Origin of the sequence: Methylobacterium sp. SD274 (assembly GCF_017355285.1) — a bacterium.
Lineage (GTDB): Bacteria > Pseudomonadota > Alphaproteobacteria > Rhizobiales > Beijerinckiaceae > Methylobacterium.
This window is the reverse complement of sequence record NZ_JADIJP010000035.1, coordinates 15079-40135: the sequence shown is the minus strand read 5'-3', so window position 1 is coordinate 40135 and position 25057 is coordinate 15079. Positions and strand designations below refer to the sequence as shown.

The window sequence follows — 25057 nt, the reverse complement described above, 5'->3', positions numbered from 1 at the left end:
GTAGGTCTTGTTGCCGGGGAGAATGTAGTCCTGAAATCCGGTGCCGGATTGCCGGCTGAATCTCGGTTCGCGAACGCCGTCGCCCGGAACCGTGACGCGGCCATCCTTGCCGAGATCTTTGATGTCCTTCTCGCGGGCCGATTCTCGCACGGCACGTTGGGCCATGTCTTTGACCCGGCGCAGGAAGCGCTGACGGTTCGCGAGGCTCTTGCCTCCTGGATTCAATCGACGGTCGACGATGTGCATCCGGTGTTTTCGCCCTCGCCTTCAAGACTCTGGCAGTTCGCTGGTCGTGGCGGGCGGACATCGATGATGCCCGCCCGTCTGTCCGTCGCGACGGTACGTGCTCGGAAAGCTAGCCCGCCTGTTTCACCCTCATGTACCATTCGACCAGCCGTCGGACCTGCCTTTCGGTGTAGCCGCGCGCCACCATGCGGTCGACGAACTCGCCATGCTTCTTCTCGGTGTCGCCGTCCTTCTTCGAACCAAAGGAGATCACCGGAAGCAGTTCCTCCACCTGGCTGAACATCCGGCGCTCGATCACCTCCCGCAGCTTCTCGTAGGAGGTCCATGACGGGTTGCGGCCGCCATGCTGTGCCCGCGAGCGAAGGGCGAACTTCACCACCTCGTTGCGGAAATCCTTGGGATTCGCGATGCCGGCCGGCTTCTCGATCTTGGTGAGCTCCTGGTTCAGGAGTTCACGATTGAGGAGCTGCCCCGTCTCGGAATCCTTGAAGTCCTGGTCCTCGATCCACGCATCGGCGTAGTCGATGTAACGGTCGAACAGGTTCTGGCCGTAATCGTGGTAGGATTCGAGATAGGCTTTCTGGATCTCGTGGCCGATGAACTCGGCATAACGCGGCGCTAGCTCGGTCTTGATGAATTCGAGGTAGCGCTTCTCCGTCTCCGGCGGCAATTGCTCGCGGCGCAAGGCCTGTTCGAGCACGTACATGAGGTGCACGGGATCGGCGGAAACCTCGGTGGTGTCGTGGTTGAACGTCGCCGCCATCACCTTGAAGGCGAAGCGCGTGGAGATGCCGTCCATGCCCTCGTCGACGCCTGCCGAATCCTTGTATTCCTGCATGGAACGGGCGCGGGGATCGACCTCGCGCAGGGATTCGCCGTCATAGACGCGCATCTTCGAGAAGGCGTTGGAATTCGCGTGTTCGCGCAGGCGCGAGAGCACGGAGAAGCGTGCCAGCATCTCCAGCGTGCCGGGAGCGCAGGCCGCGTCCGCCAGTTCGGAGCCCGAGACCAGCTTCTCGTAGATCCGCTGCTCTTCCGTCACCCGCAGGCAGTACGGCACCTTGATGACGTAGATGCGGTCGATAAAGGCTTCGTTGTTCTTGTTGGTCTTGAAGGTCTGCCACTCGGATTCGTTCGAGTGCGCCAGGATGATCCCGGTGAAGGGGATCGCACCGATATTCTCGGTCCCGACGTAATTGCCCTCCTGCGTCGCCGTGAGCAGCGGGTGCAGCATCTTGATGGGCGCCTTGAACATCTCGACGAATTCGAGAACGCCCTGGTTCGCCCGGTTGAGGCCGCCCGAGTAGGAATAGGCATCGGGGTCGGCCTGGGATAGCGTCTCCAGGCGGCGGATATCCACCTTGCCGACCAGGCTCGAGATGTCCTGGTTGTTCTCGTCGCCGGGCTCGGTCTTGGCGATGCCGATCTGGCGCAGGCGCGACGGCCGGACCTTGATGACCTTGAACTGCGAGATATCGCCGTTGAACTCGTCGAGGCGCTTCAGGGCCCAGGGGCTCATCAGCCCGGTGAGACGGCGGCGGGGAATGCCGTAGCGCTCCTGGATCTCGGCCCCCATCACTTCGGGGTCGAAAAGGCCGAGGGGGCTTTCGAAGACGGGCGAGACCTCGTTGCCGGCCTTGAGCACATAGATGGGGTGGACCTCCATCAGCGCCTTCAGCCGCTCGGCCAAAGACGACTTGCCGCCACCGACCGGGCCGAGCAGGTAGAGGATCTGCTTGCGCTCCTCCAAACCTTGCGCGGCGTGCCGGAAGAACGAGACGATCCGCTCGATCGTCTCCTCCATGCCGTAGAATTCCGAGAAGGCTGGGTAGATCCGGATCGTCCGGTTCATGAACACCCGGCCGAGGCGGGCATCCTTGGACGTATCGACGAATTCCGGTTTGCCGATCGCATCGAGGATGCGTTCGGCCGCTGTCGCATACATCAGGGGTTCGTCGCGGCAGGCCTCGAGAAATTCGGAGAGGCTCATCTCCGTGTCGCGGCGTGCTTCGTAACCCCGGGTAAAGCTCTGGAACAGGTCGTTCGTCGATGGCATTGGCATCCCGATCCCTTCACGACTGACGTAGCTTCATCCTGTCTCGGCTAGGATGCAACTGACAGGCCCAGTTTTGTCGCAGTGCGGTCGCGACGGCAATTGAGCGTGGGAAGCTTGCCACAGTGCGGAGTCCGGCGGCGCGGATACAGGCTGCCGGACCCGTCGTGCCTGAATGGTTTCAGGCTAGGCTCACAGGTCGGTGGCGCCCTTCTTGCTCTCGTCACCGCCCTTTGTGGCCGAACCGCCGACGGTGATGTTGATCGTCTGGGTCGTGGTCTTCCCATCCGCCTTTTTCACCTCGACCACGACTTCGTCGGTTCCGGTGAACCCGTCCTTGCTCTGGTAGAAGACACCCGTCGCGGCGGTCTTCTTGTTCGGGCATTTGTGGCTCGACGGGGTCGTGACGCTGCCGGTCTTGGTGATGAGCGATCCATTCTTGGGCGACGTGCTGATGCGGATCTCGGGCATCGAGCCCGGCTTGCAATCGTCCTTCAGGTTCGAGGCGATGAGAATGCGGACGCTCTTGCCGGGTGCCGCGGTCTCAGAGCGGGTCGCGGTGTCCTGGGCCATGGCCGGGACGCTGGCCAGGGCGAGAAACAGGCCTGCTGCGAGAGAGGTCTTCGATTTGAGGGCGTACATCGGGCGGTCTCCGGTGATGCCTGGCGACCTTATGGGACGAAAAAAGTGCGACCGCCGTGGCCGGATGCATGTGGGAAGGCGCCTGCCCGCCGTCGAGGGCACCGGAACGTTTCCTTCGCGAGCAGGATTCCGCACGCTCTCGGACACAAACGATCCATCAGGTGCAAAACGTCCCTCGCGCCGACCCCGATGGACGTCTCAGGAGTGAGCCGAAGGATCCGACGGGTCGCGGAGATGCCGTAGAGCATCCCGGCACGCGTAAAGGTCGTCCAGCACTGCCCTCAGAGCCTGTCGATCGAGGCTCTGGCGCTCGTCGCCGGCGAGATGGCTGACCGCTTCGTCCTCTGCCTCAGAATCTCCGGCGTCCAGATCGCGCTGGCTCGGCGCCGCCACCTCCGCTTCGCCTCGGCCGACCGATTGCACGAAGCGGATGCCATTCTCCTTCAGGACACGCTGGGCACCACGGATCGTGTAGCCCTGGTCGTGAAGCAGGCGGCGGATGCCCTTGATCAGGTCGACGTCTTCTGGCCGATAGTAGCGCCGACCACCGGCACGCTTGACCGGCCTGACCTGGGTGAACTTGGTTTCCCAAAACCGAAGGACGTGCTGCGGAACGTCGATATCGTCGGCGACTTCGCTGATGGTGCGGAAGGCGCCGGGGCGCTTCTCCACGGTGTCGCGGTGATCCATCAGGCCGGGGATGCTCGCCTCGAAGGAGCCGTCCCTGCCGGAGGTCGGATCGGTCGGAACCTTGGCTGCCAGCGGCATGATGGACCTCAATCGTCGTCCTGTTCCGCGACGCCGTTCACGCCGTTGATCCGGGCCTTGAGCACGTTGGAAGGTTTGAACACCATCACCTGGCGCGGCTCGATGGCGACCTCTACGCCGGTCTTGGGGTTGCGGCCGACGCGCCGGCCCTTGCCGCGAACGACGAAGGAACCGAACGAGGACAGCTTCACCGTTTCACCGGATGCGAGGCAGCTGCAGATCTCCGACAACACGGTCTCGACGAGAGCCGCGGATTCCGTCCGCGACAGGCCGACCTGCTGATAGACGGCCTCGCTCAGATCGGCGCGTGTGACCGTCTTCCCTGCCATGCGTCATTCCCCAAACGAATCGTATTTTCTAACGTATCTCTATGATCGGACACGCTAATCTTCGTTTGCCCCGCGGTCAACCGCGCGTCCGATCCAAAGCTTGGCCATGCCATGGAAGCGTGGCGCGCCCTACCAGCGGATGAGTGAGGCGCCCCAGGTGAAACCACCGCCGATGGCTTCGATCATCACGAGATCGCGGCGCTTGATCCGACCGTCCTTACGGGCCGCATCGAGGGCGAGTGGGATGGAGGCCGCCGAGGTGTTGCCGTGCTGGTCGACAGTGAGGACGACCTTGCTCCGGTCGATGCCGAGCTTGTCGGCGGAGGCTTCGATAATGCGCCGGTTGGCTTGATGCGGCACGAACCATGTCAGGTCGTCCGCGCTCGTCCCCGTGGCGGCGAACGCGTCGGCGATGACATCCGTCACCGAGCCTACCGCGAAGCGGAAGACCTCCTTGCCTTCCATCCGCAGGTGGCCGGTCGTACCGGTGGAGCCGGGGCCGCCATCGACGTAGAGCTTCTCCCGGTGCCGTCCATCGGACCGCAGGTGGCTGGTGAGTACGCCACGATCGTCACTCGTCCCTTCGCCGTCCTGGGCTTCGAGCACGATCGCCCCTGCCCCATCGCCGAACAGCACGCAGGTCGTGCGGTCTTCCCAATCGAGGATTCGCGAAAAAGTCTCGGCGCCGACCACGAGCGCGCGTTTCACGCTCCCGGAGGCAATGAACTTGTCGGCGGTGGCGACGCCGTAGACGAACCCGGCGCAGACTGCCTGGAGGTCGAAGGCGAAACCGGACCGTATCCCCAGCCCCGCCTGGATCTGGGTCGCCACGGACGGAAAGGTATGGTCCGGCGTGGACGTGGCGCAGATGACGAGGTCGATATCCTCCGGACCGAGCCCGGCATCGTCCAGGGCAGCGGCAGCGGCCTTGATGCCCAGGGTCGATGTGGTCTCACCGGCATCGGCCAAGTAGCGCTGACGGATGCCCGTGCGCTGGACGATCCATTCGTCGGAGGTGTCGACGGTCTTCGTCAACTCGTCGTTCGTCACCAGGCGTGCGGGAAGGGCCGAGCCCGTTCCCGCCACTACGGAGCGTATAACCGCCATGTCAGATCCGATCCGGCATCGACCACCTCATGCGGAGGCGGCCATGGGCGTGAGTTCGAGCATGTCGCGAATGGTCCGCATCAGGTCGTGACGCGCCATATCGTGCGCAAGATCGACGGCGGCTGCGAAACCATGGGCATCTTCCGAGCCGTGGCTCTTAATGACGATACCCTCCAGACCGAGGAAGACGCCACCGTTTGCACGGCTCGGGTTCATCTTGTCGCGGAGTGCCTTGAAAGCCTGCCGGGCGAAAAAGTATCCGATCTTGGCCGAGAGGGTCCGGCTCATGGCCGCGCGCAGGTAGCTGCCGATCTGCTTGGCCGTGCCCTCCGCGGTCTTCAGCGCGATATTGCCGGTGAAGCCTTCGGTGACCACCACGTCCACGGTGCCCTTGCCGAGGTCGTTGCCCTCCACGAAGCCGTGATAGGTCAGGTTCGGCAGATCGCTTTCACGGAGGCGCCGGGCGGCTTCCTTCACCGCCTCGTTGCCCTTCATCTCCTCGGTCCCGACATTGAGCAGGCCCACGGTCGGCTTATCGAGATCGAACACGATCCTGGCCATGGCGGCACCCATCAGGGCCATCTCCACGAGATGCTCCGCGTCTGTGCCGATCGTCGCCCCCACATCGAGGACGACGCTCTCGCCGCGCACGGTCGGCCAGAGGCACGCGATGGCAGGGCGCTCGATGCCGGCCAAGGTCTTCAGGCAGATCTTCGACATCGCCATGAGCGCACCGGTATTGCCGGCGGAGACGGCCGCATCGGCCTCCCCGTCCTTCACGGCCTGAATCGCGCGCCACATCGAGGACTTGCCTCGGCCCGAACGCACGGCTTGGCTCGGCTTCTCGTCCATGGAGATCGCCACGGTGGTATGGCGGATCTCCACGGCGCCCTTCAGGCGCGGTTCGGCCGCCACCAGCGGGGCGAGGATGGCCTCGTCCCCGAACATCAGGAACGTCATCTCGGGATGGCGCTCGCGCGCGATGGCGGCGCCGGGGACCACGGTCGTAGGACCGTGATCGCCGCCCATGGCGTCGAGCGAGATGCACACTCTTTGAGACATGTGGTTCGGCCGGAGGCCTCTTTCAGGACGGACAGACCCCTCTTGCAAAAGGGTCGATGAGACGCCCTTCGGCGAGAAGGGATGGTCGAGAGGCATGGACCCGCATGGGCGGGCCCCTCCTCGGCGCGGCGGAAAATAGCGGTTCGAGCCCGGCGGGCAAACGAAATCTCAGCTTTTCCGGAATCCGTATCGCGACTTCGGCGCCGGAACCCCGAAAATCCGTCGCTCGGGCTGAGCGTCAGGCCTCGTCGCGCTTCAACGTCTTGAGGATGGCTAGCGGCGATTCCGTCGCGTCGGTGACGGGCTCGAAGTCGATGCCGGGCTTACGCGGATACGGATCGAGGCCAAGCGCCAGGAATTCGGCGGTGACCTGCCCGAGGTCGATCGTACCGTTGACGATCGGGTCCGGGATATCGGCCTCCTCGTCTCCGGCGTCCTTTTCCGGCTCGTGGTCACTGAACACGATCTCGACCGGTTCGGAAATTTCCGCCTCGAACGGTTCGAGGCTGATTGTGCAGACCTGCGTGACGAAGGCCGAGACCGTGCCGGTGATGACGAGGCGGGCGGACGTTCCGCTCCAGTGCAGCCGGCCCACGAGATCGCGGATGGCCGGAATCCGGAAATCCGCCGCCAGCGCCGCTTCTTCCTCGGGGGTCGCATCGATGACGATCCCTGCCCTGTCCCTGGGCAGGCGGTCGATCCGGAATGGCCGCGACAATGGCCCGGCCGTCGACTTTGCCGTCATGTCAGATGTCTCCTGATTGGCTGAGGGTGAGCGGGGAGGGAAAGCCCGGCCCGTGCGAGACGATTTGGTCGAGGTCGCGCGCATCGAGAAGATCGACGCTTCTCAGCACGTAGCGCGCGAGGCCCGCGGCCGCCTCCGGTGTCTCGGTGCCGATGACGTTGCGGGCCAGGGCAGCCTTGAGGCCGTCCTCGTCCCTCGCATCCAGGGCGCCGTCGTAACCCGCCGCGCGACCGTAGAAGGCCGCACCCAGTTTCTTCATGCGCTTGGGCACGCCGAAATCGCCGACACCGAGTTCGCGCAGCGAGGAATCGAGCTGGAGGAAGACCGCGTTGACCAGGTCCTGGGCGATGTCCGCCGCGGGAGCCGGCAATTGGTTCATCCGTCGCAGAACCATGATGACGTGGAGCGTCAGGCATTCGAAACGGCCCTCCACGGTGTCGGGGACGCCGAGATGGGTATAGAGCCCCGGCGCCCGCGAGGCTTCGTTGATCCGCAGATGCAACGCCTCGACGACGCTGGCGCGCGCCGAGCTTCGCTTGAAGAATCGCGAAATCATGCCGTCCACCGGAGGCGCGAGGGGTGTGGCCGAGCTTGCCTTGTCAAAACCATAACCTCGCGGTACGGCAACCGACAGCCAGGGCGCAAGCTCCACCGGAACGTCCAGGTGGAGATCTGCTCTGAGCTATGACGTTCAAACGTCGTGTTGTCTCAACGGATCAAGGGTGGCTGATGTCGCGCCGTTTCGTCTCGTCGATCAGCCGTCTCGCCGTCATCGGCCTTATCGGTGTGGGAATCTCCGGCTGCATCGGTGAAGATCTCCGGCACGGATACCAGATCGATCAAGCCGCTCTCGCCACGGTGAAGCCTGGCATGAGCGCGGAGCAGGTGCTCCAGATCCTCGGTACGCCCTCCACGGTATCCACCGTCGGCAACAAGACTTGGTACTACATCACCCAGAACTCGCGCCGCACGGTGCTGTTCCTCGGGGAACAGGTGGAGGACCAGAAGGTCACCACCGTCTATTTCAACGCCGGCTTCAAAGTGGAGCGCATCGCCCTCTACGGCCTGCAGGACGGCAAGGTGTTCGACTTCATCGAGCGCACCACGCCCACGAGCGGCGCCGATCGTGCCTTCCTTGGGCAGCTGTTCCGCGGCCTCACCCGCTACGAGCCCTTCGGTAGCGGCTCGGGCGCTAGCATTGTCCCCGGGGCCAAGAACGGCCTGTAACTCCACTCCCTAGGGTAACGAAAAAGCCGCGCGCCCATGGGGCGCGCGGCTTTTTCGTGTCGATTGTCACCGCGGAGCGGTGACGTCCTATACGAAGTCCCGGTGAGCCCGCCCCATGGGGGCGCTCACCAAGGCCGGGTGTTACGCCGCCTTCCGGGCGATGGCGGCGAGCGCTTCGCGCGGATCGATGCGGCCGTCATAGAGCGCACGCCCGGTGATCGCCCCGGCGAGCATGGCGCAATCGGGTTCGAGCAGGCGATGGACGTCGTCGATCGAGGCCAGGCCGCCAGACGCGATAACGGGGATCGTCACGGCCTGCGCGAGGGCGAGGGTCATCTCGATGTTCAGGCCCTTGAGAATGCCGTCGCGGGCGATGTCGGTGTAGATGATGGCGGCAACGCCCGCATCCTCGAACCGGCGCCCCAATTCCTCGGCCGTGGTGCTGGAGGTCTTCGCCCAGCCTTCCACCGCCACGCGACCGTCCTTGGCATCGACGCCGACGGCGATCTTGCCCGGATACAGGCGGGCCGCTTCGCGCACGAAGGCCGGGTCGCGTACGGCGGCCGTGCCGATGATGACCCGGCTGACGCCCTTCTCGATCCAGGCTTCCACCGTACGCATTTCGCGAATCCCGCCGCCGAGCTGAACCGGAAGGTTGGTGCGGGCGAGGATGGCGTCCACCGCCGACGCATTCATCGGCGCGCCCGCGAAGGCGCCGTCGAGGTCGACGACGTGAAGCCAGGAGAAGCCCTGCTCCTCGAACACGCTCGCCTGCGCGGCCGGATCGTCGCTGAAGACGATGGCCTGCGCCATATCACCCTGGACGAGGCGAACGCAACGCCCTTCCTTCAGATCGATCGCCGGAAACAGGATCACGGTGGATGTCGCTTTCTGAATGTCGATGAGCGGTGGGGCGTCTACGGACGCCAACGCAGGAAGTTCGCGATCAGCGCCAGACCGAGATGCTGGCTCTTCTCGGGGTGGAACTGGGTTCCGGCGACGTTGTCGCGCGCAACGAGGGCGGTGACCGGACCGCCATACTCGCTGTCGGCCACGACATCGATCCGGTCGACCGGATCGAGGGCGTAGCTATGGACGAAATAGGCATGCAGCCCGTTCTCGCCCGTGGCGATGCCATCGAGAAGCGCATGCGGACGCTCGAGCCGAAGGGTGTTCCAACCCATATGGGGAACCTTCAGGTCCGGGTCGGACGGGCGGATCGGGCTAACATCGCCGGCGATCCAGCCGAGCCCCGGCGTGACCTCGTATTCGAGGCCCCGGCTGGCGAGGAGCTGCATGCCGACGCAGATCCCGAGAAATGGGCGGCCGCGTTCGTGGGCGGCATGCGTCATCGCCTCGACCATGCCCGAGACGGAATCGAGGCCCTTGCGGCAATCGGCATAAGCGCCGACGCCGGGCAGCACGACGCGGTCTGCGGACGACACCACGTCGGGATCGCTGGTCACGACGATGCGGGGCGCGCTCAGTCCCGCTTCCCGGGCGGCGCGCTCGAACGCCTTGGCGGCCGAATGCAGGTTGCCCGATCCGTAATCGATGATGGCGACGGTCTCGGACATCACGAACGACGCGGCTCGGCGAAGGGGAACATGCCGATGGCCGTATCGACCGGTCGCGCCGATGCGGCGGGATAGGCGCTCGGACCCGGCCGGACCACGGGGGGAGCCGTCAGCCAGCGGTTCACGGCCTTCATCTCGGCCTCTTCGGCGGAATGGGCGACCACGGCGTCACGGGCGGGACGACCGCGCCTGGCATAGGTCCACCGGCGCAGGCTGGATGCCTCCATCCCCACTAGAAGGAGCAGGAGAATCGTTATGAGGAAGCCCGCGAAGGTGCCGAGCCCCAGGAAACGGCCGGCGAAACCGACTGCCACGAGGAGGGCCAGCACACCGAGGCCGGCCAGCCAGAGTCGGTGAAAAAAGAACCAGAGCGGACCGAAGACGAAGGCCTGGAGCGAGAACCCGTCGGGGACCAGGATTGCCCGGTCGAGACCGTGAGATTCGCCCGCGACGGCATCCGACGGCAGATGAATGGTGTAGGTGCGCATGCGTCTGTCCGCCTCTTCCCGCCCGTGAAGGCCCTACAGAGAACCCTTCGTCGAGGGAATCCGACCGTCTTCGCGGGGATCGACCGCAACCGCTTTCCGCAAGGCACGGGCCAAGCCCTTGAAGCAGCTCTCCGCGATATGGTGCGCGTTGTCGCCGTACAAAGTCTCCACATGCAGGGTGATCCCTGCATTCATGGCGAAAGCCTGGAACCATTCACGCACCAGCTCGGTGTCGAACTGCCCGATCTTCTCCACCTTGAACGTGGTGCGGAACACGAGGAAGGGCCGTCCGGAAATGTCGATGGCGACCCGCGTCAGTGCCTCGTCCATGGGCATGTGGATATCGGCGTAGCGCGCAATTCCACGCTTGTCGCCCAACGCCCGCGCAAAGGCCTGCCCCAGAGCGATGCCGGTATCCTCGACGGTGTGGTGGTGGTCCACATGGAGATCGCCGGTGACCTTGGCCTCCACTTCGAACAGCCCGTGCCGGGCGAAGAGTTCGAGCATGTGGTCGAAGAAGCCGATTCCCGTCGAGATCGTCGATCGGCCGGTTCCATCGAGTCCGATGGACACGCTGACGTCGGTCTCCGCCGTCCGGCGGCTGATGCTTGCGGAGCGCATCGCTGAGGGTTCGCTCATGGTTTGACCGTCACGGACAGGGCCGCCTTCAAGAGCATCGGCACATGGGGGACATCGCCCACGAGCCTATGCCGAACGAGAACTCCGGACCGTCGATCCGGATCGCTATCGGGACCGACGCTCTAGAGGCAAATGCCTTCCTCTGGAAAGGCCTTACTGTCGAATGCTGCCGGGTCAGGCGTCGAGTACGCGCCCCGCCACGGCATCGAGCTTGGCCAGCAGCTCCGGATCGCGGTGGGACGGTGCGGTCATGATCGCGCCGTCCAGGGCACGGTGGGAGCCCGCCGGGCATTCCTCGCGCTCGGCCGGGAAGTCGCGGGCGATCCGCGAGATCAGCCGGGCCGCCTTGTCGGCATTCGCGCGCGCGACCGCGACGACCGAGGCGACGTCGACATCGGCATGGCCCGGATGCCAGCAATCGAAATCCGTCACCATGGCGATGGTGGCGAAGGTGATCTCCGCCTCGCGGGCGAGCTTGGCCTCCGGCATGTTGGTCATGCCGATCACATCGTAGCCCAAGCCCTTGTAGGTCCGGGATTCGGCGAAGGACGAGAATTGTGGGCCTTCCATGCAGACATAAGTCCCGCCGCGATGGACAGGCAGCTCCTCGGCGGCGGCGGCGGCCGCGATGCGCGCCTGAAGGGCCGGCCCTACCGGATGTGCGAAGGGCACATGCGCCACGCAGCCATTGCCGAAGAACGACGATTCCCGGCCGTGAGTCCGGTCGACGAACTGATCGACGAGGACGAACAGGCCGGGATGAAGCTCGCTCTTGAACGAGCCGCAGGCCGAGACCGAGACGATGTCGGTGACGCCGGCCCGTTTCATCACATCGATATTGGCGCGGTAATTGATGCCGGAGGGAGAGAGGCGATGGCCTCGTCCGTGACGGGCGAGAAAGACCACCTTGGTCGCGCCGATCCGACCGATCCGCAGCGAATCGGAGGGTTCGCCCCAGGGCGAGACGACGGCTTCTTCACGGATGTCTTCGAGGCCTGGCAGATCGTAGACACCGGATCCGCCTATCACGCCGAGCACTGCTGCGGTCATGCCGAATCTCCTGTGTTCGTCATCGAGGGCGCGCCGGGCGTGCCCGCAGGGTGGAAACGAAAACGGGCCCGCCACAGCGAGCCCGTCGGTCGTGAACCGCCTTTAAGGGGCTCAGCTCGTCTTGTGAAGCTCCGGCTGCAGGCCGTGGACCTCGCCGCCCACATCCGCCCAGACCTTCTTCTTCACGTAGTAGAGAAGGCCCGACAGGATGAGCAGGAACAGGATCACACGGAAGCCGAGGGCCTTCCGGGCTTCCATATGCGGCTCGGCCGCCCAGGACATGAACGCCGCCACGTCGTGCGAATATTGTTCCACTGTCTCGGGAACGACGGGATTGCCCTCGGCGCCCTTGGCGTAGGTCACCTGGCCGTCGCTCAGGGGCTTTGCCATCGCGATGAGGTGGCCGGGATAATACTTGTTGTAGTTCGTGCCCGCCGGGACATCCATTCCCTTCGGGGCGTCCTCGTAGCCGTTCAGGAGCGCGTGGATGTAGTCCACGCCCTGTTCCGAATAGCCGATGAAGGGCATCGCATCGAAGATGAAGTAGGGGAAACCGCGCTCGTAGGTGCGAGCCTTGGCCAGCACCGAGAAATCGGGCGGGGCCTTGCCGCCATTGGCGGCCGCGGCCGCCTTATCGTTCGGGAAGGGAGACGGGAAGGCGTCGGCCGGGCGGCCGGGCCGCTCGAACATGTCACCCGCGTCGTTGGGGCCGTCCTTGATCTTGTACTCGGCGGCCAGAGCCTTGACCTGACCGGCCGTGAAGCCCGGCCCGCCCTTCTCGGCGAGGTTGCGGAACTTCACGAGGCTCATGCTGTGGCAGTTCGAGCAGACCTCACGATAGACCTGGAAGCCGCGCTGCAGCTGGGCCTCGTCGAACTTGCCGAAGATTCCGGCGAAGCTCCACTTCTCCCGCGGCGGGTTGGGCGTGGAGTGACCGTCCTCGGCGCTGACCGAGGCAGAGCCGAGAAGGGTCGCGACGAGCGTGACGGCGAGGATGCGCGATGTGTTCATGCTTTTCACGATCCGCACCTCAACCCTTCGACGATGGTGCGGCGGCCGCACCGGCTGGCATGCCCGAACCGCCATATTGCGGATGAGGTCCGGTCACGCTTTCCAGGATCGATCCCGGCATCGCCTTCGGCGTCTCGAACAGCCCCACCAGCGGCATCACAATGAGGAAATGCGCGAAGTAGTAGGCGGTGCAGATCCGCGACGCGAGGACGTAGCCACCCTCGGGCGGCTTGGCGCCGAGCCAGCCGAGCACCACGCACACCGCCACGAACAGCCAGAAGAACTGGCGGTAGATCGGACGGTAGTTGGACGAGCGGACACGGGACGTGTCGAGCCAGGGCGCGAAGGCGAGGATGATCACGGCGCTGAACATCAGGATGACGCCGCCGAGCTTGTCCGGAACCGCGCGAAGGATCGCGTAGAAGGGCAGGAAGTACCATTCCGGCACGATGTGGGCCGGCGTCACCGAGGCGTTGGCGGGAATGTAGTTGTCCGCGTGGCCAAGGTAGTTCGGCTGGTAGAAGATCCAGTAGGCGAAGAAGACGAAGAACACGACGGTGGCGAACACGTCCTTGATCGTCGCGTAGGGCGTGAACGGCACCGCGTCCTTGCCGGTCTTGATCGGAATACCGGTCGGGTTGTTCTGGCCGGTCACATGAAGCGCCCAGACGTGAAGAACCACGACGCCGAGGATCATGAAGGGCATCAGGTAGTGCAGCGAGAAGAACCGATTGATCGTCGGGTTACCGACGGAATAGCCGCCCCAGAGCAGGCTCTGAATGGTGTCGCCCACGACCGGGATCGCGGCCAGAATGTTGGTGATGACGGTGGCGCCCCAGAAGCTCATCTGGCCCCACGGCAGGGTGTAGCCGAGGAAGGCGGTGGCCATCATCAGGAGGTAGATGATCACGCCCAGGATGTAGAGCACCTCGCGCGGGGCCTTGTACGACCCGTAATAGAGCGCGCGGAAAATGTGGATGTAGACCGCCACGAAGAACATCGAGGCGCCGTTGGCGTGCATGTAGCGCAACAGCCAGCCGTAATTCACGTCGCGCATGATGTGCTCGACGGAGTTGAAGGCGTTGCCGGCCGAGGGGTCGTAATGCATCGCCAGCCAGATGCCGGTGACGATCTGCGCCATCAGCATGGCGATCAGGATCGCGCCGAAGGTCCAGAAATAGTTAAGGTTGCGCGGGACGGGGAACGAAACGAACGACGAATGGACCAGCCCGACGATGGGCAGCCGCGATTCGAACCACTTGGCGATCCGACTCTTGGGGACGTAGGTGGCGTGACCGCTCATGAGGTTACCCGCTTCGAAGTCTGTTTCGCTCAGGTCCGTCGCTGCCGGACCCCTCCCCTCATCGCTCGTAAGCGATGCTGCCGAAGTCAGGCGACGGCCTTGCCGCCGTCTTCACCGATCCGGATCTTGGTGTCGTTCAGGAATGCGTAGGGCGGGATCGGCAGGTTGGTCGGTGCCGGTCCACGGCGCACGCGCCCGGACGTGTCGTAGAGCGAGCCGTGGCAAGGGCACGACCAGCCTTCATACTGGCCCTGGTGACCGATCGGCACGCAGCCGAGATGGGTGCAGTTGCCGTAGACCACGAGCCACTTGGCGTGGCCTTCCTTCACGCGGGCGGAATCGGGCTGCGGATCCATGAGCTCGCTGAGCTTCGTGTCCTCCGATTCCTTGATTTCCTTCTCGGAGCGGTTGCGCACGAAGATCAGCTTGCCGCGCCAGAAAACGTTGACGATCTGGCCTTCCTGGATCGGCGACAGGTCGACCTCGAGGGGCGCACCGGCGGCGATCACCTCCGCATCCGGGGCCATGGACGCCACGAAGGGCCAGGCCAGGGCACCGGCGCCCACGGCGAGACCGGCACCGGTCGCCAGGAACAGGAAGTCACGGCGGGACCCGTCGTGACCTGATGAGGGAGGGGTGTTCGCCAAGATCGACACTCCGGTACAGGATGGCTCCGGTTCGGCGACCCGCAGAGTGAGGGCGCGCCGCTTCCGTTCGCCGAGATTTAGAGGCGCTCGAAAGAAGCGCGTAGGGCAGACGCAGACACGATTGCACAAATCTGTGCAATGCGACCGGGCGTCACCCGAGACGAGCCTTCTGAGGCAGGTTTCTCTGGCACGCCAGATGCGAACCTGTCCAGAGTAGGCCCGTGACGGGAAACAGTAATCGTCACGAGCGCGAAATGACGCTGCCGCTGAGCCATAGCCAGCGCCGCACCAGCATCACGGCGACCACCGCCAGACCGGCGCAGAACCCCATCCAGATCCCCGATCCGCCGAAGCCCAGGCCCCAGGCGGCGAGGATGCCGGACGGGATTCCGACGATCCAGTAGCCGAACAGGGCGATGGCCATGGGCACGCGTGTATCCTGCATGCCGCGCAGGGCGCCGAGGGCGACCGATTGGATACCGTCAGCCATGGCGAAGAGCGCGGCAAAGCCGATGAACGTGACGGCGTAGGGGATGACATCGACATTTCCCGGCGCGTCGAGGTCGAGAAAGAGGCCGATGAGCGGTCGCGGCAGCGTCACCTGGACGAGCGCGCATGCGCTCATGAAGCCGAAGCCGAGGAGGATCGCGATGGCGCCCGCCCGGCGCATGGCCATGCGGTCCCCTGCCCCGAAGGCCCGTCCGACCCTCACCGTCGCGGCTTGGCCGATACCGTTGGGCACCATGAAGCAGATCGCGGCGATCTGGATCGTCACCGCATGGGCCGCCAGCGGGGCCGTGCCGAACAGGCCCATCCCCAGCACGGCCGCCTCGAACAGGCTCGCCTCGGCCAGACCCGTCGCCGCCATGGGCAGGCCGAGGCGGAACATGGTCGCGAGGCGCGCGGCATTGGGACGCCAGACACCGAGGAAGAGCCGTCGCCGGCGAAGGGACGGCGCCAGCATCATCACGCCGACGAGGGCGGCCAAGGACAGAAACGCGGCGAGCGTCGTGGCGAGGCCGACACCGACCATGCCGAGGCCGAGCAGCCCCGGCCCCTCGAAGGCGAGCCAGATCGCGAGCCCGACATTCACCGGCAGCGCCGCGATGCTGATGGCGAGGGGCCAGCCCGGTCGTTCCAGGGCGGACAGACTGGCGCGCAACGCCATGAAGGCGAGCGCCGGCCACATCGACCATTGCAGGGCCCGCATGTAGAGCCCGGCATCCTCCGCGAGCTTAGGTTGCTGCCCCATGGCGAGTAACAGCGACTCGGTGTGCCAGAGCGCGAGCATCACCGGGACGATCGCGATGGTGACGGCCCAGAGCCCGGCACCGACGATACGGCGCACGTCGTGCTCGGCCGAATCGCCCCGGCCGAGCGCGCCCGCAATCAGGGGAGAGACCGCCGAGGCGAGGCCGATCCCGCAGATGAACAGGATGAAGTAGAGGCTCGTCGCCAGGGCGCCTGCCGCGAGCGGCTCCGCCCCGAGACGCCCGAGCAGAACCACATCGGCCGTGACGAGGCCGTGCTGAGCGAGATTGGTCAGGATTAGAGGCGCGGCGAGCACCAGCGTCGCCCGCAATTCCGTGATCCAGGGACCGCGCGAGGGTCGCCGCCTCTCGCTCGCCCCAGCCGAAACGTCGAGGGCGATCATTCCGCCGCGTCCTCGTAGACGGTCGGCGAGACGTCACCGAGAAAGCCGCCGGACTGGCGCTCCCATAGGCGCGCATAGAGCCCGCCGGTGCGGATCAGTTCCGCATGGGTCCCCTCCTCCACGATGCGGCCGGCATCGATCACGATCAGCCGGTCGAGAGCAGCGATGGTGGAAAGCCGGTGCGCGATGGCGAGCACGGTCTTGCCCTGCATGAGGGTGTCGAGACTGTCCTGGATCGCCGCCTCGACCTGGCTGTCGAGGGCGGATGTCGCTTCGTCGAGGATCAGGATCGGCGCGTTCTTCAGGATGACGCGCGCGATGGCGATGCGCTGGCGTTGGCCGCCGGAGAGCTTCACGCCCCGTTCGCCCACCTGGGCGTCGTAGCCTGTCCGGCCCCTGTTATCGACGAGACCGGCGATGAACCCGTCGGCCTCTGCGAGATGCGCTGCCCGCTGGACCTCCTCCAGCGTCGCGTCCGGCCTGCCATAGGCGATGTTGTCGCGGATCGACCGGTGCAGGAGGGAGGTGTCCTGCGTCACCATGGCGATCGCTCCGCGCAGCGATTCCTGCGTGACGCCGGCGATGTCCTGACCGTCGATGAGGATCCGACCGTTCTGGATGTCGTGCAGCCGAAGCAGGAGCGCGGTCAGCGTGGTCTTGCCAGCGCCGCTGATTCCGACGAGGCCGACCTTCTCACCCGCGCGGATATGCAGGCTGAAATCCTGGATGACGGACGGTGTGCCGTCGCCGTAGCGGAAGCCGACCCTGTCGAAGCGGATGTCGCCACCGTCGACCGCGAGCGTCCGCGCGTTCGGCACATCCACGATCCCGTGCGGGCGCGAGATCGTCTGCATGCTCTCCTGGATCACGCCGACATTCTCGAAGATGCCGCGCACCGTCTGCATGACCCAACCGGACATCGCCATCAGCCGCAGCACGAGGGCGAGACCCGCCGCCGCCTCGCCGGTGGTCATTCCACCGCTGCGCCAGAGCAGGAGACAGGCGGTGGCGGTGGCGACGATGAGCGCGCTGTTGAGGATGCCGAGCAGCGTCGTCGTGGTCGTCACGAGCCGGAACTGGTGGAGATGTGCCGTGGTGTGGACGTCGATGGCGTCACGCACGGCCGCGCGTTCTTCCCGGTCGCGGGCGAAGAGCTTCACGGTGAGAATGTTGGTGTAGCTGTCGACGATCCGCCCGATGAGAATCGACCGCGTGTCGGCCGTCACGAGGGAGCGCGCTCGGGCACGGGGCACGAACCACCAAGTCAGCACCGAATAGGCCGCCACCCATAGGACCACCGGCAGGGCCATCCATAACGAGATGGAGCCGAACAGGCCCACCGCCGTCACGGCGTAGATCGCCACGTAAAGAAGCGTATCGATGAAGACCACGGCCAGTTCGCGCACGGCCGGTCCGACCTGCACGACGCGGTTGGCGAGCCGTCCGGCGAAATCGGCCTGGAAATACGAGAGCGAGTGGCCGAGCGTATAGAGATGCGTACGCCAGCGGACCTGGTTGGTCGCCTGCGGCACGAGCAGCTGGTTGGACATCACCTCGTGCAGCCAGATCGTGAAGGGACGAACCACGAGGAGCAGCATTGCCGCGAGGCCGAGCTTCCATCCGTGGTCCTGCAGGATCGTGGCCCGGTCGGCATTGTTCAAGAGGTCGATGAACCAGCCCATGAGCAGGTAGAGCGATGCCTCCACCGTCCCGGCGGCCACCGCCACGAGGAACAGCATCACCAAGGCGGTCCGCATCGGCCTGAGATAGAAAGCGGCGAAGCCCGTCACCGTCTTGGGCGGCATCCGCCCGTCTTCGAAAGACGCGAACGGGTCGATGCGGCGCTCGAGCCAATCGAGAAACATAATCTGGTCCGGTGTTGGAGACTTGCCTGAGGTAGTGGGCCTTGACGACGTGCCAACCGCGAGGCGATGCCGCAGACGCAATGCAGCCGCCCGGTCCGATGCTCCGTCTCGCCCTCTACCAGCCCGACATTCCCCAGAATACGGGGACGATCCTGCGGATGGCGGCGTGCCTCGACGTGGCCGTCGACATCATCGAGCCGGCGGGATTCGATGTGTCCGACCGGCACCTGCGCCGCTCAGGACTCGATTATCTCGACCATGTGGCGATCACGAGGCATCGCTCCTGGGCCGCCTTCTCGCAGTGGCGGGAAGAGACCGGAACACGGCTCGTCCTCGCCACCACCGCCGGCGCCCTCCCCTACACCGCCTTTGGCTTCCTCCCCGGCGACTGCATCCTGCTCGGACGGGAATCGGCGGGTGTCCCCGCATCCGTCCACGAGGTAGCCGATGCCCGAATCGTCATTCCCATCCGCGAGGGAATGCGCTCACTCAACATCGCCATGGCGGCGGCGATGATTCTCGGCGAGGGGCTGAGACAGATCGGGTCGAGCGCGTGACGTGATTTTGAACGGCGTGCAGTTCAGCACTTGAACGCCGTTCAAATATCGGCGAGACCATGAGTGTGAACAGCGTTCAAACGCCGGAGGCACACCATGCTCAAGTTGTTTCGGCTCCTCGCCCGCGGCGCAGCCGCCCAGGCCGAGGAAGCGGTGATCGATCGCCACGCCTTGCTCATCCTCGATCAGCAGATCCGCGAGACGCGGGTCTCGTTGGAGCGCAGCCGGCTCGCCCTCGCTGCCGCAATGGCGGGTGACAAGGCGGAAGAACGGCGTTTCGCCGAGGTTGGAGCCCGCGCGGCGGATCTCGAAGAGCGTGCCCTGGCGGCGCTGACGGCGGGACGCGAAGAACTGGCGTCTGAGGCGGCTGAGGCCATCGCCGAGCTCGAGGCCGAACGGGACGCCATCGGTGAGGCGCGCCTGAGATTTGCCCGCGAAGTCGCCCGCATCCGCTCCGTCGTCGCCGACGCGACCCGTCGTCAGAGCGAGCTGGAACGTGGACGCCGCATCGCCGCTGCAGCCGAGGCGGCACGACGCCTAGGCGTTCAGGCCAACCCCAATGATCGGGCGACGCTGAAGGAGGCGGAGGCGACCCTGAACCGGCTGCGTGCCCTCCAGACCGAGGCCGCCGACACGGAAGCGGCGCTCGCCGAGACCGAGCCCGGCCTCTCCATCGCCGAACGGCTCGAGCGCGAAGGCTTCGGCGCCAGCACCCGCCCGAGCGGCGGCGCCGTCCTCGACCGCCTGCGGCGCAAGGTCGAGGCGCGCACGACGGTCTGAACCCCTTGCTGCCTTTCATCCAAGCTTCGCTTCATCCTCTCCTTATAAGGACCACGACCATGACCATGAACAACGAGACCACTCAGCATTCTGGCGCCTGGGTCACCTTCACCTATGCGTCCTTCATCGGCTCGGCCGCGATGGTCGCCCTCGGCATCCTGTTCATCCCCATGGACATCTGGATCAAGGGCTACCTCGCCATGGGAACGATCATGCTGGTCCAGTCCTGCATCACCGCCACGAAGACGATTCGCGACGTCCATGAGGGTCGCCGCATGGTCAACCGGATCGAGGACGCCAAGACCGAGCGTCTGCTGATGTCGGTGGGTAAAGATTGACCGGACCTCGATTGACGATGGGCGGGAGGGATGGGACATCCCTCCCCCATGACGATGTCCGACACGACTCCGCCACCGCCCCCCGAGGCCGAACTCGCGCTCCTCAAGGACGAGGTGACCACGTGGTTCGCGAGCCTGCGCGACCGGATCCTGGCGGAGCTGGAAGCGATCGAGGCGGAAGCCGAAGGGCCGTTCCATCCCGATGCCCCGGCCGAGGCCGGACGCTTCGTGAAGACCCCCTGGCAGCGCACGGACCATAGCGGCACGCCCGGCGGCGGCGGCACCATGTCGATGCTGCATGGGCGCGTGTTCGAGAAGGCCGGTGTCCACGTCTCGCAGGTCTTCGGCGAGTTCGCCCCAGAGTTTCGCGCGCAGATGCCGGGCGCATCGGAAGACCCGCGCTTCTACGCCACGGGCATCTCGCTCATCGTCCATCCCTGGAATCCGCACGTTCCGACAGTTCACATGAACACCCGCTTCGTCTCCACGACGAAGACGTGGTTCGGCGGCGGGGCCGACCTGACCCCCGTCCTCGACCGGCGTCGGACGCAGGACGATCCGGATACGCTGCGGTTCCATGCTGCGATGAAAGCGGCGTGCGACGCCCATGCGCCGGCGGCGGATTACGACCGCTACAAGGCGTGGTGCGAGGAATACTTCTTCCTCAAGCATCGCAACGAGCCGCGCGGGATCGGCGGAATCTTCTACGACTACCACTGGACCGGCGATCCGAAGGCCGATCTCGCCTTCACCAAGGATGTCGGCCTCGCCTTCCTCGATGCCTATCCGGCGATCGTGCGCGCGAACCTCTCGACGCCGTGGACGGAGGAAGACCGGTTGGAGCAGCAGGTGCGGCGCGGGCGCTACGTGGAATTCAACCTACTCTACGACCGGGGCACCATCTTCGGCTTGAAAACGGGCGGCAACGTCGCCTCGATCCTGTCCTCACTGCCGCCCACCGTGCGCTGGCCGTGAGCGACGACCTTCCGACCCGGTTCGCGCCCCAGCAGGACGCGGCGCTCAAAGCCATCGCTGAATGGCGCAAGGCCGGCGGTCCGCAGGTGTTCCGCCTGTTCGGCTATGCCGGCACCGGCAAGACCACCCTGGCGCGCCGGATCGCCGACGATGTCGAGGGCAACGTCGTCTTCGGCGCCTTCACGGGCAAGGCCGCCTTTGTGATGCGGTCGAAGGGTTGCCACGACGCCGCGACGATCCACAGCCTGATCTATCGCAGCAAGGAGACCGAGGAGGGAGGGCCGGCCTTTACCCTCAACCGCACCGGGCCGGTCTCGAAGGCGGAGCTCGTCGTCATCGACGAGTGCTCCATGGTCGATTCGGATCTCGGCAACGACCTGCTCTCCTTTGACAGGCCGGTCCTGGTTCTCGGCGACCCCGCCCAATTGCCGCCGGTGCGCGGCGGCGGCTTCTTCACCGAGGCCGAGCCCGACGTGATGTTGACCGACGTCCACCGGCAGGCCGCCGACGACCCGATCGTGCGTATGGCGATGACGATCCGGGAGGGCGGCCGGCTCAGCATCGGCGAGTATGGCGAGAGCCGCGTCGTCTCGCGCCGCTCCCTCGACCCGTCGAGCGTGCTCGAATGCGATCAGGTCCTCGTCGGGATGAACAAGACGCGGCGGCTCTACAACAACCGCCTGCGGGAGCTCGCCGGCCATACCGATCCGATGCCGGCGGTGGGCGAGAAACTGGTCTGCCTGCGTAACGACCGCACCAAGGGCCTGCTCAACGGCTCGACCTGGACGGTCCATGCCCTTCGCGCCGCGCCGCGCGCCGACACGATCCGCCTCGATGTCGTGCCCGACGACGACCCGGCCCTGCGCCGCCGACCCATCGACATCAAGGTGCTGCGGGCGGTGATGTCGGGCTCGGAGGAGGAGATCCCGGCCTTCCTCAAGCGCGAGACCGACGAGTTCACCTATGGCTACGCCCTCACCGTCCATAAGGCGCAGGGCTCGCAATGGGACAATGTCGTGCTCTTCGACGAATCCTTCGCCTTTCGCGAGCACCGGGCCCGCTGGCTCTATACCGGGCTGACCCGTGCCGCCCGCGCCATCACCGTGGTTGTGTGAGCGAGGGCGATGCCGTCTTGCCGGCGTCATCGTCCTCTGAGACAACGGACGAGAACGAAGGGGGAACTCACATGGTCTTGACGGGACGGTGCCGCTGCGGAGCGATCCATTACAGCGCCGAGGGCGAGCCGAGCCATAGCGCCCTGTGTCATTGCGCCGATTGCCGGCGCTCGTCCGGTGCTCCGGTGGTGGCCTTTGCCCTGTTCCCGGCCGAACGGGTGACGATCTCGGGTCACCCGACCGATTACGAATCCTCGCCCGGCGTTATCCGGCAGTTCTGCGGCACCTGCGGCACGGGGCTGTTCTACCGTAACGAGGCGGTCTTTCCTGGCCAAATCGACATCCATACCGCGACCCTGGACGATCCCGAGGCGCTGCCGCCCCAGGTCAGGATTCAGATCGCTGAGGCCGCCTCGTGGTTCGCTCGGTTCGAGACCCTGCCGGCCTTCCAGCGCTACCCGGAATAGCGCGGTAACGCTCCGGCGGAGGTTGGAGTCCGCGTTCTGAAAGACTACCTGACACCGGTCAGAACCAGACCGGAGTCAGCCTTGTCCCATTCCGCATCCGGCGGCCCGCCGCAAATGCACGCCACCACGATCCTGATGGTCCGCAAGGGCGGCAAGGTGGTCATCGGCGGCGACGGGCAGGTCAGCCTCGGCCAGACCATCGTGAAGGGCAATGCCCGCAAGGTGCGCCGCCTCGCCAAGGGCTCCGTCATCGGCGGGTTCGCCGGAGCGACGGCCGATGCCTTCACCCTGTTCGAGCGGCTCGAAGCCAAGCTCGATCAGTATCCCGGTCAACTGACCCGCGCCTGCGTCGAACTCACCAAGGATTGGCGCACCGACCGCTACCTGCGTCGTCTCGAAGCGATGATGCTGGTGGCGGACAAGGATGTGAGCCTGCTTCTGTCGGGCGCGGGCGACGTGCTCGAGCCGGAAGGCGGCGTCATGGCGATCGGATCGGGGGGAAATTACGCCCTCGCCGCTGCCCGCGCGCTCGAGGATGGCGAGCACGATGCAGAGGCGATCGTCCGGCGAGCACTCGGGATCGCGGCGGAAATCTGCGTCTATACGAACGGCAATCTCGTCATCGAGCAGCTGGAGTTTTCTGCATCTTAGTGCCGGATTGCAGCTCCGATTAACGTAAACTTGCGGATGTTCCCCTAGCGCTATCGGCTGTCTTTCTTGGAAAGCTGGCCGACTGCGATGCGCATCAAAGCTAAAATTCTAGGTTTCGTCGGTCTCTGCTCGATGGTGACGCTCGTCGTCGCCACGATTAGCATCATGTCGCTCCAGACCTTCAACACTGCGCTCACGGATGCGAAACTCGCCTCCCAGCGGGCCCTCGATGCCGCGAACATGAACCGGCTCGTCACCAGCGTCGTGGTCGAGTCGCGCGGCATCTACGCGGCCAAGGATATGCAGGATGCCGAGAAATACGCGGCCCGGCTGAAGAAGAACCTCGAGGCGATGAACGCTCTCCTGACCGCATGGGCTCCGAAAGTGCCCGCGAGCGAGCGGGCGCTCTTCGAGAAGATCACCGCCGAAGCCGCCAGCTTCACCACTCTGCGTACGGAAACCGCACGTCTCGGCACGCAGGTTTCGCCGAAGGCCGCCGCCGAACAGGGCTTCAACGAGGCCAACCGCGCCAACCGTCAGGCTTTCCAGGACAGTATCGAGACGCTCGTTGCGCATAGTTCGGCCGAGGTCGAGGCTATCGACCGCTGGACGGACACGCTCTACGCCGAGCGCCTGAACCTGCTCCTGGCCTTGGCGATCGGCGGAACCCTGGGCAGCCTTCTCATCGGCGGCTTCGTCGGAGCGCGGGCGATCGCCCGGCCCCTGGCCGGCGTCTCCGCCGCGATCCGCCGCCTGTCCGAGGGTGATCTCACCCTTCCCGAGACGAAGGCCCGACGCGACGAGATCGGCGAGATCTGGACCAGCATGCGGGTCTTTTCGGCAACGATGAAAGAGGCAGCGGAGCTGCGGATCCAACAGAACGAGGCCGCCGGTATCGCGGGCCGACGTCGCCATGCCGAGATGGGCGCCCTGGCGGATCGCTTCCAGGGTAGTGTCGGCCAGATGGTCGGCACCCTGGCTGGCTCGGCCGCCGAGATGGAACTCACCGCCCGCACCATGGCCGCCACCGCCGACCAGACCAACCGGCAATCCACCGCCGTGATGAACGCGGCCAACGAGACCGCCATGAACGTTCAGGCCGTGGCGGCGGCGACCGAGGAACTCGCGGCGACGGCCAACGAGATCGGCGCGCAAGTGTCCCAGACATCCGCCGCCGCCGCCGGCGCGGTGGAAAGCGCGCGCCGAACTTCGGAGCGTGTCCGCGTCCTCGCCGACAGCGCGTCCCGCATCGGCGACGTGGTCGCCTTGATCTCCAACATCGCCAGCCAGACCAACCTGCTCGCCCTGAACGCCACCATCGAGGCCGCTCGCGCCGGTGAGGCCGGTCGCGGCTTCGCCGTGGTCGCAGCCGAGGTGAAAGGGCTCGCCGCCCAGACCGCGAAGGCGACGGACGAGATCACGGTTCAGATCGCCACGATCCAGGAGGCGACCCGCGACACGGTGGGCGCCATTGAGGAGATCGGCTCCACCATCGGCACCGTCCATACGATCGCGATGGGTGTCGCGGCGGCGGTGGAGCAGCAGCAGGTGGCCACGCAGGAGATCGCCCGGAGCGTCAACGATGCCGCGCGCGGAACCCAGGCCGTCACCGAAACGATCGCGGACGTGCAGCTGGCCGCCGTTCAGACAGGGGCCGGCGCGTCCCAGGTTCTGGCCGCCGCCGAGCAATTGACGCAGCAATCCAACAGCCTCGGCAACGAGGTCGAGGATTTCGTCGGCGGCATCCGGGCAGCCTGACCG

General features: G+C 65.5%; 28 protein-coding genes. 9 read left to right on the top strand and 19 right to left on the bottom strand.

Annotated features, from left to right (window positions below; translation table 11 throughout):
- The 9 genes from IPV08_RS21705 to IPV08_RS21665 form a co-directional block, all read right to left on the bottom strand.
- Nucleotides 1-246, bottom strand: a 246-nt coding sequence (locus tag IPV08_RS21705) for a DUF444 family protein (RefSeq protein WP_207413609.1), incomplete at its 3' end; no start/stop codon positions are given.
- A gap of 109 nt (nucleotides 247-355) precedes the next feature.
- The gene (locus IPV08_RS21700; RefSeq protein ID WP_207413608.1) at nucleotides 356-2308 is read right to left on the bottom strand and encodes a PrkA family serine protein kinase; all 1953 of its coding nucleotides are present in this window, start codon (nucleotides 2306-2308) and stop codon (nucleotides 356-358) included.
- A 183-nt stretch (nucleotides 2309-2491) separates the two neighbouring features.
- Nucleotides 2492-2941, bottom strand: a complete 450-nt coding sequence (locus IPV08_RS21695) for a 4-aminobutyrate aminotransferase (RefSeq protein WP_207413607.1) — start codon at nucleotides 2939-2941, stop codon at nucleotides 2492-2494.
- Nucleotides 2942-3139: 198 nt separating this feature from the next.
- Nucleotides 3140-3709 (bottom strand): MerR family transcriptional regulator, encoded by a 570-nt coding sequence (locus IPV08_RS21690; RefSeq protein WP_082470377.1) that lies wholly within the window; start codon nucleotides 3707-3709, stop codon nucleotides 3140-3142.
- 8 nt (nucleotides 3710-3717) lie between these two features.
- Entirely contained in the window at nucleotides 3718-4038 is a 321-nt protein-coding gene (locus IPV08_RS21685) for an integration host factor subunit alpha (RefSeq protein ID WP_056429891.1), read from the bottom strand.
- A gap of 129 nt (nucleotides 4039-4167) precedes the next feature.
- A complete protein-coding gene (locus tag IPV08_RS21680; RefSeq protein ID WP_207413606.1) occupies nucleotides 4168-5145 on the bottom strand; it encodes a beta-ketoacyl-ACP synthase III in 978 nt (325 codons plus the stop codon).
- Nucleotides 5146-5172: 27 nt separating this feature from the next.
- Nucleotides 5173-6207 carry a phosphate acyltransferase PlsX gene (plsX, locus tag IPV08_RS21675; RefSeq protein WP_056255658.1) on the bottom strand — a complete coding sequence of 345 codons (1035 nt, stop codon included), beginning with the start codon at nucleotides 6205-6207 and terminating at the stop codon, nucleotides 5173-5175.
- Nucleotides 6208-6445: 238 nt separating this feature from the next.
- Nucleotides 6446-6952, bottom strand: coding sequence for a DUF177 domain-containing protein (locus tag IPV08_RS21670; RefSeq protein WP_207413605.1), 507 nt, complete (start codon nucleotides 6950-6952; stop codon nucleotides 6446-6448).
- A 1-nt stretch (nucleotide 6953) separates the two neighbouring features.
- On the bottom strand, nucleotides 6954-7508 hold the full coding sequence (locus IPV08_RS21665; protein ID WP_207413604.1) for a ubiquinol-cytochrome C chaperone family protein: 555 nt from the start codon (nucleotides 7506-7508) through the stop codon (nucleotides 6954-6956).
- A 173-nt stretch (nucleotides 7509-7681) separates the two neighbouring features.
- Here IPV08_RS21665 and IPV08_RS21660 point away from each other — a divergent pair, with 173 nt between their 5' ends.
- Nucleotides 7682-8179: an outer membrane protein assembly factor BamE gene (locus IPV08_RS21660; protein ID WP_207413602.1), complete on the top strand. Its 498-nt coding sequence runs from the start codon at nucleotides 7682-7684 to the stop codon at nucleotides 8177-8179.
- A gap of 141 nt (nucleotides 8180-8320) precedes the next feature.
- On the opposite strand, the gene hisA is transcribed toward IPV08_RS21660, so the two are convergent.
- The 10 genes from hisA to IPV08_RS21610 all read right to left on the bottom strand — a co-directional run bounded on the left by hisA (nucleotide 8321) and on the right by IPV08_RS21610 (nucleotide 18413).
- The gene (hisA, locus tag IPV08_RS21655; protein ID WP_056430488.1) at nucleotides 8321-9055 is read right to left on the bottom strand and encodes a 1-(5-phosphoribosyl)-5-[(5-phosphoribosylamino)methylideneamino]imidazole-4-carboxamide isomerase; all 735 of its coding nucleotides are present in this window, start codon (nucleotides 9053-9055) and stop codon (nucleotides 8321-8323) included.
- A gap of 41 nt (nucleotides 9056-9096) precedes the next feature.
- A complete protein-coding gene (hisH, locus tag IPV08_RS21650) occupies nucleotides 9097-9756 on the bottom strand; it encodes an imidazole glycerol phosphate synthase subunit HisH (RefSeq protein ID WP_207413601.1) in 660 nt (219 codons plus the stop codon).
- Nucleotides 9756-10244 carry a DUF2628 domain-containing protein gene (locus tag IPV08_RS21645; protein WP_207413600.1) on the bottom strand — a complete coding sequence of 163 codons (489 nt, stop codon included), beginning with the start codon at nucleotides 10242-10244 and terminating at the stop codon, nucleotides 9756-9758. The genes hisH and IPV08_RS21645 overlap by 1 nt, the downstream gene beginning before the upstream one ends.
- A gap of 33 nt (nucleotides 10245-10277) precedes the next feature.
- Nucleotides 10278-10865: an imidazoleglycerol-phosphate dehydratase HisB gene (hisB, locus tag IPV08_RS21640; protein ID WP_207413617.1), complete on the bottom strand. Its 588-nt coding sequence runs from the start codon at nucleotides 10863-10865 to the stop codon at nucleotides 10278-10280.
- 192 nt (nucleotides 10866-11057) lie between these two features.
- On the bottom strand, nucleotides 11058-11933 hold the full coding sequence (locus IPV08_RS21635; RefSeq protein ID WP_207413598.1) for an S-methyl-5'-thioadenosine phosphorylase: 876 nt from the start codon (nucleotides 11931-11933) through the stop codon (nucleotides 11058-11060).
- 111 nt (nucleotides 11934-12044) lie between these two features.
- Nucleotides 12045-12944 (bottom strand): cytochrome c1, encoded by a 900-nt coding sequence (locus tag IPV08_RS21630; protein ID WP_056430485.1) that lies wholly within the window; start codon nucleotides 12942-12944, stop codon nucleotides 12045-12047.
- Between the two features lie 19 nt (nucleotides 12945-12963).
- Entirely contained in the window at nucleotides 12964-14247 is a 1284-nt protein-coding gene (locus IPV08_RS21625) for a cytochrome b N-terminal domain-containing protein (protein WP_056429863.1), read from the bottom strand.
- 86 nt (nucleotides 14248-14333) lie between these two features.
- A complete protein-coding gene (gene petA / locus IPV08_RS21620) occupies nucleotides 14334-14894 on the bottom strand; it encodes a ubiquinol-cytochrome c reductase iron-sulfur subunit (RefSeq protein WP_056430481.1) in 561 nt (186 codons plus the stop codon).
- 241 nt (nucleotides 14895-15135) lie between these two features.
- Nucleotides 15136-16548, bottom strand: coding sequence for an MATE family efflux transporter (locus IPV08_RS21615; RefSeq protein WP_207413597.1), 1413 nt, complete (start codon nucleotides 16546-16548; stop codon nucleotides 15136-15138).
- On the bottom strand, nucleotides 16545-18413 hold the full coding sequence (locus IPV08_RS21610) for an ABC transporter ATP-binding protein (protein ID WP_207413595.1): 1869 nt from the start codon (nucleotides 18411-18413) through the stop codon (nucleotides 16545-16547). Before IPV08_RS21610 ends, IPV08_RS21615 begins: the two co-directional genes overlap by 4 nt.
- Before the next feature lie 98 nt (nucleotides 18414-18511).
- On the opposite strand from IPV08_RS21610, the gene IPV08_RS21605 reads away from it, so the two are divergent.
- The 8 genes from IPV08_RS21605 to IPV08_RS21570 all read left to right on the top strand — a co-directional run bounded on the left by IPV08_RS21605 (nucleotide 18512) and on the right by IPV08_RS21570 (nucleotide 25054).
- Nucleotides 18512-18970, top strand: a complete 459-nt coding sequence (locus IPV08_RS21605) for a tRNA (cytidine(34)-2'-O)-methyltransferase (RefSeq protein WP_207413615.1) — start codon at nucleotides 18512-18514, stop codon at nucleotides 18968-18970.
- Between the two features lie 96 nt (nucleotides 18971-19066).
- Nucleotides 19067-19750 carry a PspA/IM30 family protein gene (locus IPV08_RS21600; RefSeq protein WP_207413593.1) on the top strand — a complete coding sequence of 228 codons (684 nt, stop codon included), beginning with the start codon at nucleotides 19067-19069 and terminating at the stop codon, nucleotides 19748-19750.
- A gap of 65 nt (nucleotides 19751-19815) precedes the next feature.
- On the top strand, nucleotides 19816-20088 hold the full coding sequence (locus tag IPV08_RS21595; protein ID WP_207413614.1) for a YiaA/YiaB family inner membrane protein: 273 nt from the start codon (nucleotides 19816-19818) through the stop codon (nucleotides 20086-20088).
- Between the two features lie 54 nt (nucleotides 20089-20142).
- Complete coding sequence (gene hemF / locus IPV08_RS21590; RefSeq protein WP_207413612.1) at nucleotides 20143-21063, top strand: oxygen-dependent coproporphyrinogen oxidase; 921 nt, start codon at nucleotides 20143-20145, stop codon at nucleotides 21061-21063.
- Nucleotides 21060-22178 (top strand): AAA family ATPase, encoded by a 1119-nt coding sequence (locus IPV08_RS21585; protein WP_207413591.1) that lies wholly within the window; start codon nucleotides 21060-21062, stop codon nucleotides 22176-22178. The genes hemF and IPV08_RS21585 overlap by 4 nt, the downstream gene beginning before the upstream one ends.
- Nucleotides 22179-22249: 71 nt before the next feature.
- Nucleotides 22250-22645, top strand: a complete 396-nt coding sequence (locus IPV08_RS21580; protein WP_207413589.1) for a GFA family protein — start codon at nucleotides 22250-22252, stop codon at nucleotides 22643-22645.
- A 114-nt stretch (nucleotides 22646-22759) separates the two neighbouring features.
- On the top strand, nucleotides 22760-23296 hold the full coding sequence (gene hslV, locus IPV08_RS21575) for an ATP-dependent protease subunit HslV (protein ID WP_056429836.1): 537 nt from the start codon (nucleotides 22760-22762) through the stop codon (nucleotides 23294-23296).
- A gap of 87 nt (nucleotides 23297-23383) precedes the next feature.
- Nucleotides 23384-25054: a HAMP domain-containing methyl-accepting chemotaxis protein gene (locus tag IPV08_RS21570; protein ID WP_207413587.1), complete on the top strand. Its 1671-nt coding sequence runs from the start codon at nucleotides 23384-23386 to the stop codon at nucleotides 25052-25054.
- Nucleotides 25055-25057: the final 3 nt, after the last annotated feature.

Excerpts from the sequence above, each read along its gene's own strand:
- IPV08_RS21700 (WP_207413608.1), bottom strand. The coding sequence starts at position 2,308 with ATGCCAATGCCATCGACGAACGACCTGTTCCAGAGCTTTACCCGGGGT.
- IPV08_RS21695 (WP_207413607.1), bottom strand. The coding sequence starts at position 2,941 with ATGTACGCCCTCAAATCGAAGACCTCTCTCGCAGCAGGCCTGTTTCTC.
- IPV08_RS21690 (WP_082470377.1), bottom strand. The coding sequence starts at position 3,709 with ATGCCGCTGGCAGCCAAGGTTCCGACCGATCCGACCTCCGGCAGGGAC.
- IPV08_RS21685 (WP_056429891.1), bottom strand. The coding sequence starts at position 4,038 with ATGGCAGGGAAGACGGTCACACGCGCCGATCTGAGCGAGGCCGTCTAT.
- IPV08_RS21680 (WP_207413606.1), bottom strand. The coding sequence starts at position 5,145 with ATGGCGGTTATACGCTCCGTAGTGGCGGGAACGGGCTCGGCCCTTCCC.
- plsX (WP_056255658.1), bottom strand. The coding sequence starts at position 6,207 with ATGTCTCAAAGAGTGTGCATCTCGCTCGACGCCATGGGCGGCGATCAC.
- IPV08_RS21670 (WP_207413605.1), bottom strand. The coding sequence starts at position 6,952 with ATGACGGCAAAGTCGACGGCCGGGCCATTGTCGCGGCCATTCCGGATC.
- IPV08_RS21665 (WP_207413604.1), bottom strand. The coding sequence starts at position 7,508 with ATGATTTCGCGATTCTTCAAGCGAAGCTCGGCGCGCGCCAGCGTCGTC.
- IPV08_RS21660 (WP_207413602.1), top strand. The coding sequence starts at position 7,682 with ATGTCGCGCCGTTTCGTCTCGTCGATCAGCCGTCTCGCCGTCATCGGC.
- hisH (WP_207413601.1), bottom strand. The coding sequence starts at position 9,756 with ATGTCCGAGACCGTCGCCATCATCGATTACGGATCGGGCAACCTGCAT.
- IPV08_RS21645 (WP_207413600.1), bottom strand. The coding sequence starts at position 10,244 with ATGCGCACCTACACCATTCATCTGCCGTCGGATGCCGTCGCGGGCGAA.
- hisB (WP_207413617.1), bottom strand. The coding sequence starts at position 10,865 with ATGCGCTCCGCAAGCATCAGCCGCCGGACGGCGGAGACCGACGTCAGC.
- IPV08_RS21635 (WP_207413598.1), bottom strand. The coding sequence starts at position 11,933 with ATGACCGCAGCAGTGCTCGGCGTGATAGGCGGATCCGGTGTCTACGAT.
- IPV08_RS21630 (WP_056430485.1), bottom strand. The coding sequence starts at position 12,944 with ATGAACACATCGCGCATCCTCGCCGTCACGCTCGTCGCGACCCTTCTC.
- IPV08_RS21625 (WP_056429863.1), bottom strand. The coding sequence starts at position 14,247 with ATGAGCGGTCACGCCACCTACGTCCCCAAGAGTCGGATCGCCAAGTGG.
- IPV08_RS21615 (WP_207413597.1), bottom strand. The coding sequence starts at position 16,548 with ATGATCGCCCTCGACGTTTCGGCTGGGGCGAGCGAGAGGCGGCGACCC.
- IPV08_RS21610 (WP_207413595.1), bottom strand. The coding sequence starts at position 18,413 with ATGTTTCTCGATTGGCTCGAGCGCCGCATCGACCCGTTCGCGTCTTTC.
- IPV08_RS21605 (WP_207413615.1), top strand. The coding sequence starts at position 18,512 with ATGCTCCGTCTCGCCCTCTACCAGCCCGACATTCCCCAGAATACGGGG.
- IPV08_RS21600 (WP_207413593.1), top strand. The coding sequence starts at position 19,067 with ATGCTCAAGTTGTTTCGGCTCCTCGCCCGCGGCGCAGCCGCCCAGGCC.
- IPV08_RS21595 (WP_207413614.1), top strand. The coding sequence starts at position 19,816 with ATGAACAACGAGACCACTCAGCATTCTGGCGCCTGGGTCACCTTCACC.
- hemF (WP_207413612.1), top strand. The coding sequence starts at position 20,143 with ATGTCCGACACGACTCCGCCACCGCCCCCCGAGGCCGAACTCGCGCTC.
- IPV08_RS21580 (WP_207413589.1), top strand. The coding sequence starts at position 22,250 with ATGGTCTTGACGGGACGGTGCCGCTGCGGAGCGATCCATTACAGCGCC.
- hslV (WP_056429836.1), top strand. The coding sequence starts at position 22,760 with ATGCACGCCACCACGATCCTGATGGTCCGCAAGGGCGGCAAGGTGGTC.
- IPV08_RS21570 (WP_207413587.1), top strand. The coding sequence starts at position 23,384 with ATGCGCATCAAAGCTAAAATTCTAGGTTTCGTCGGTCTCTGCTCGATG.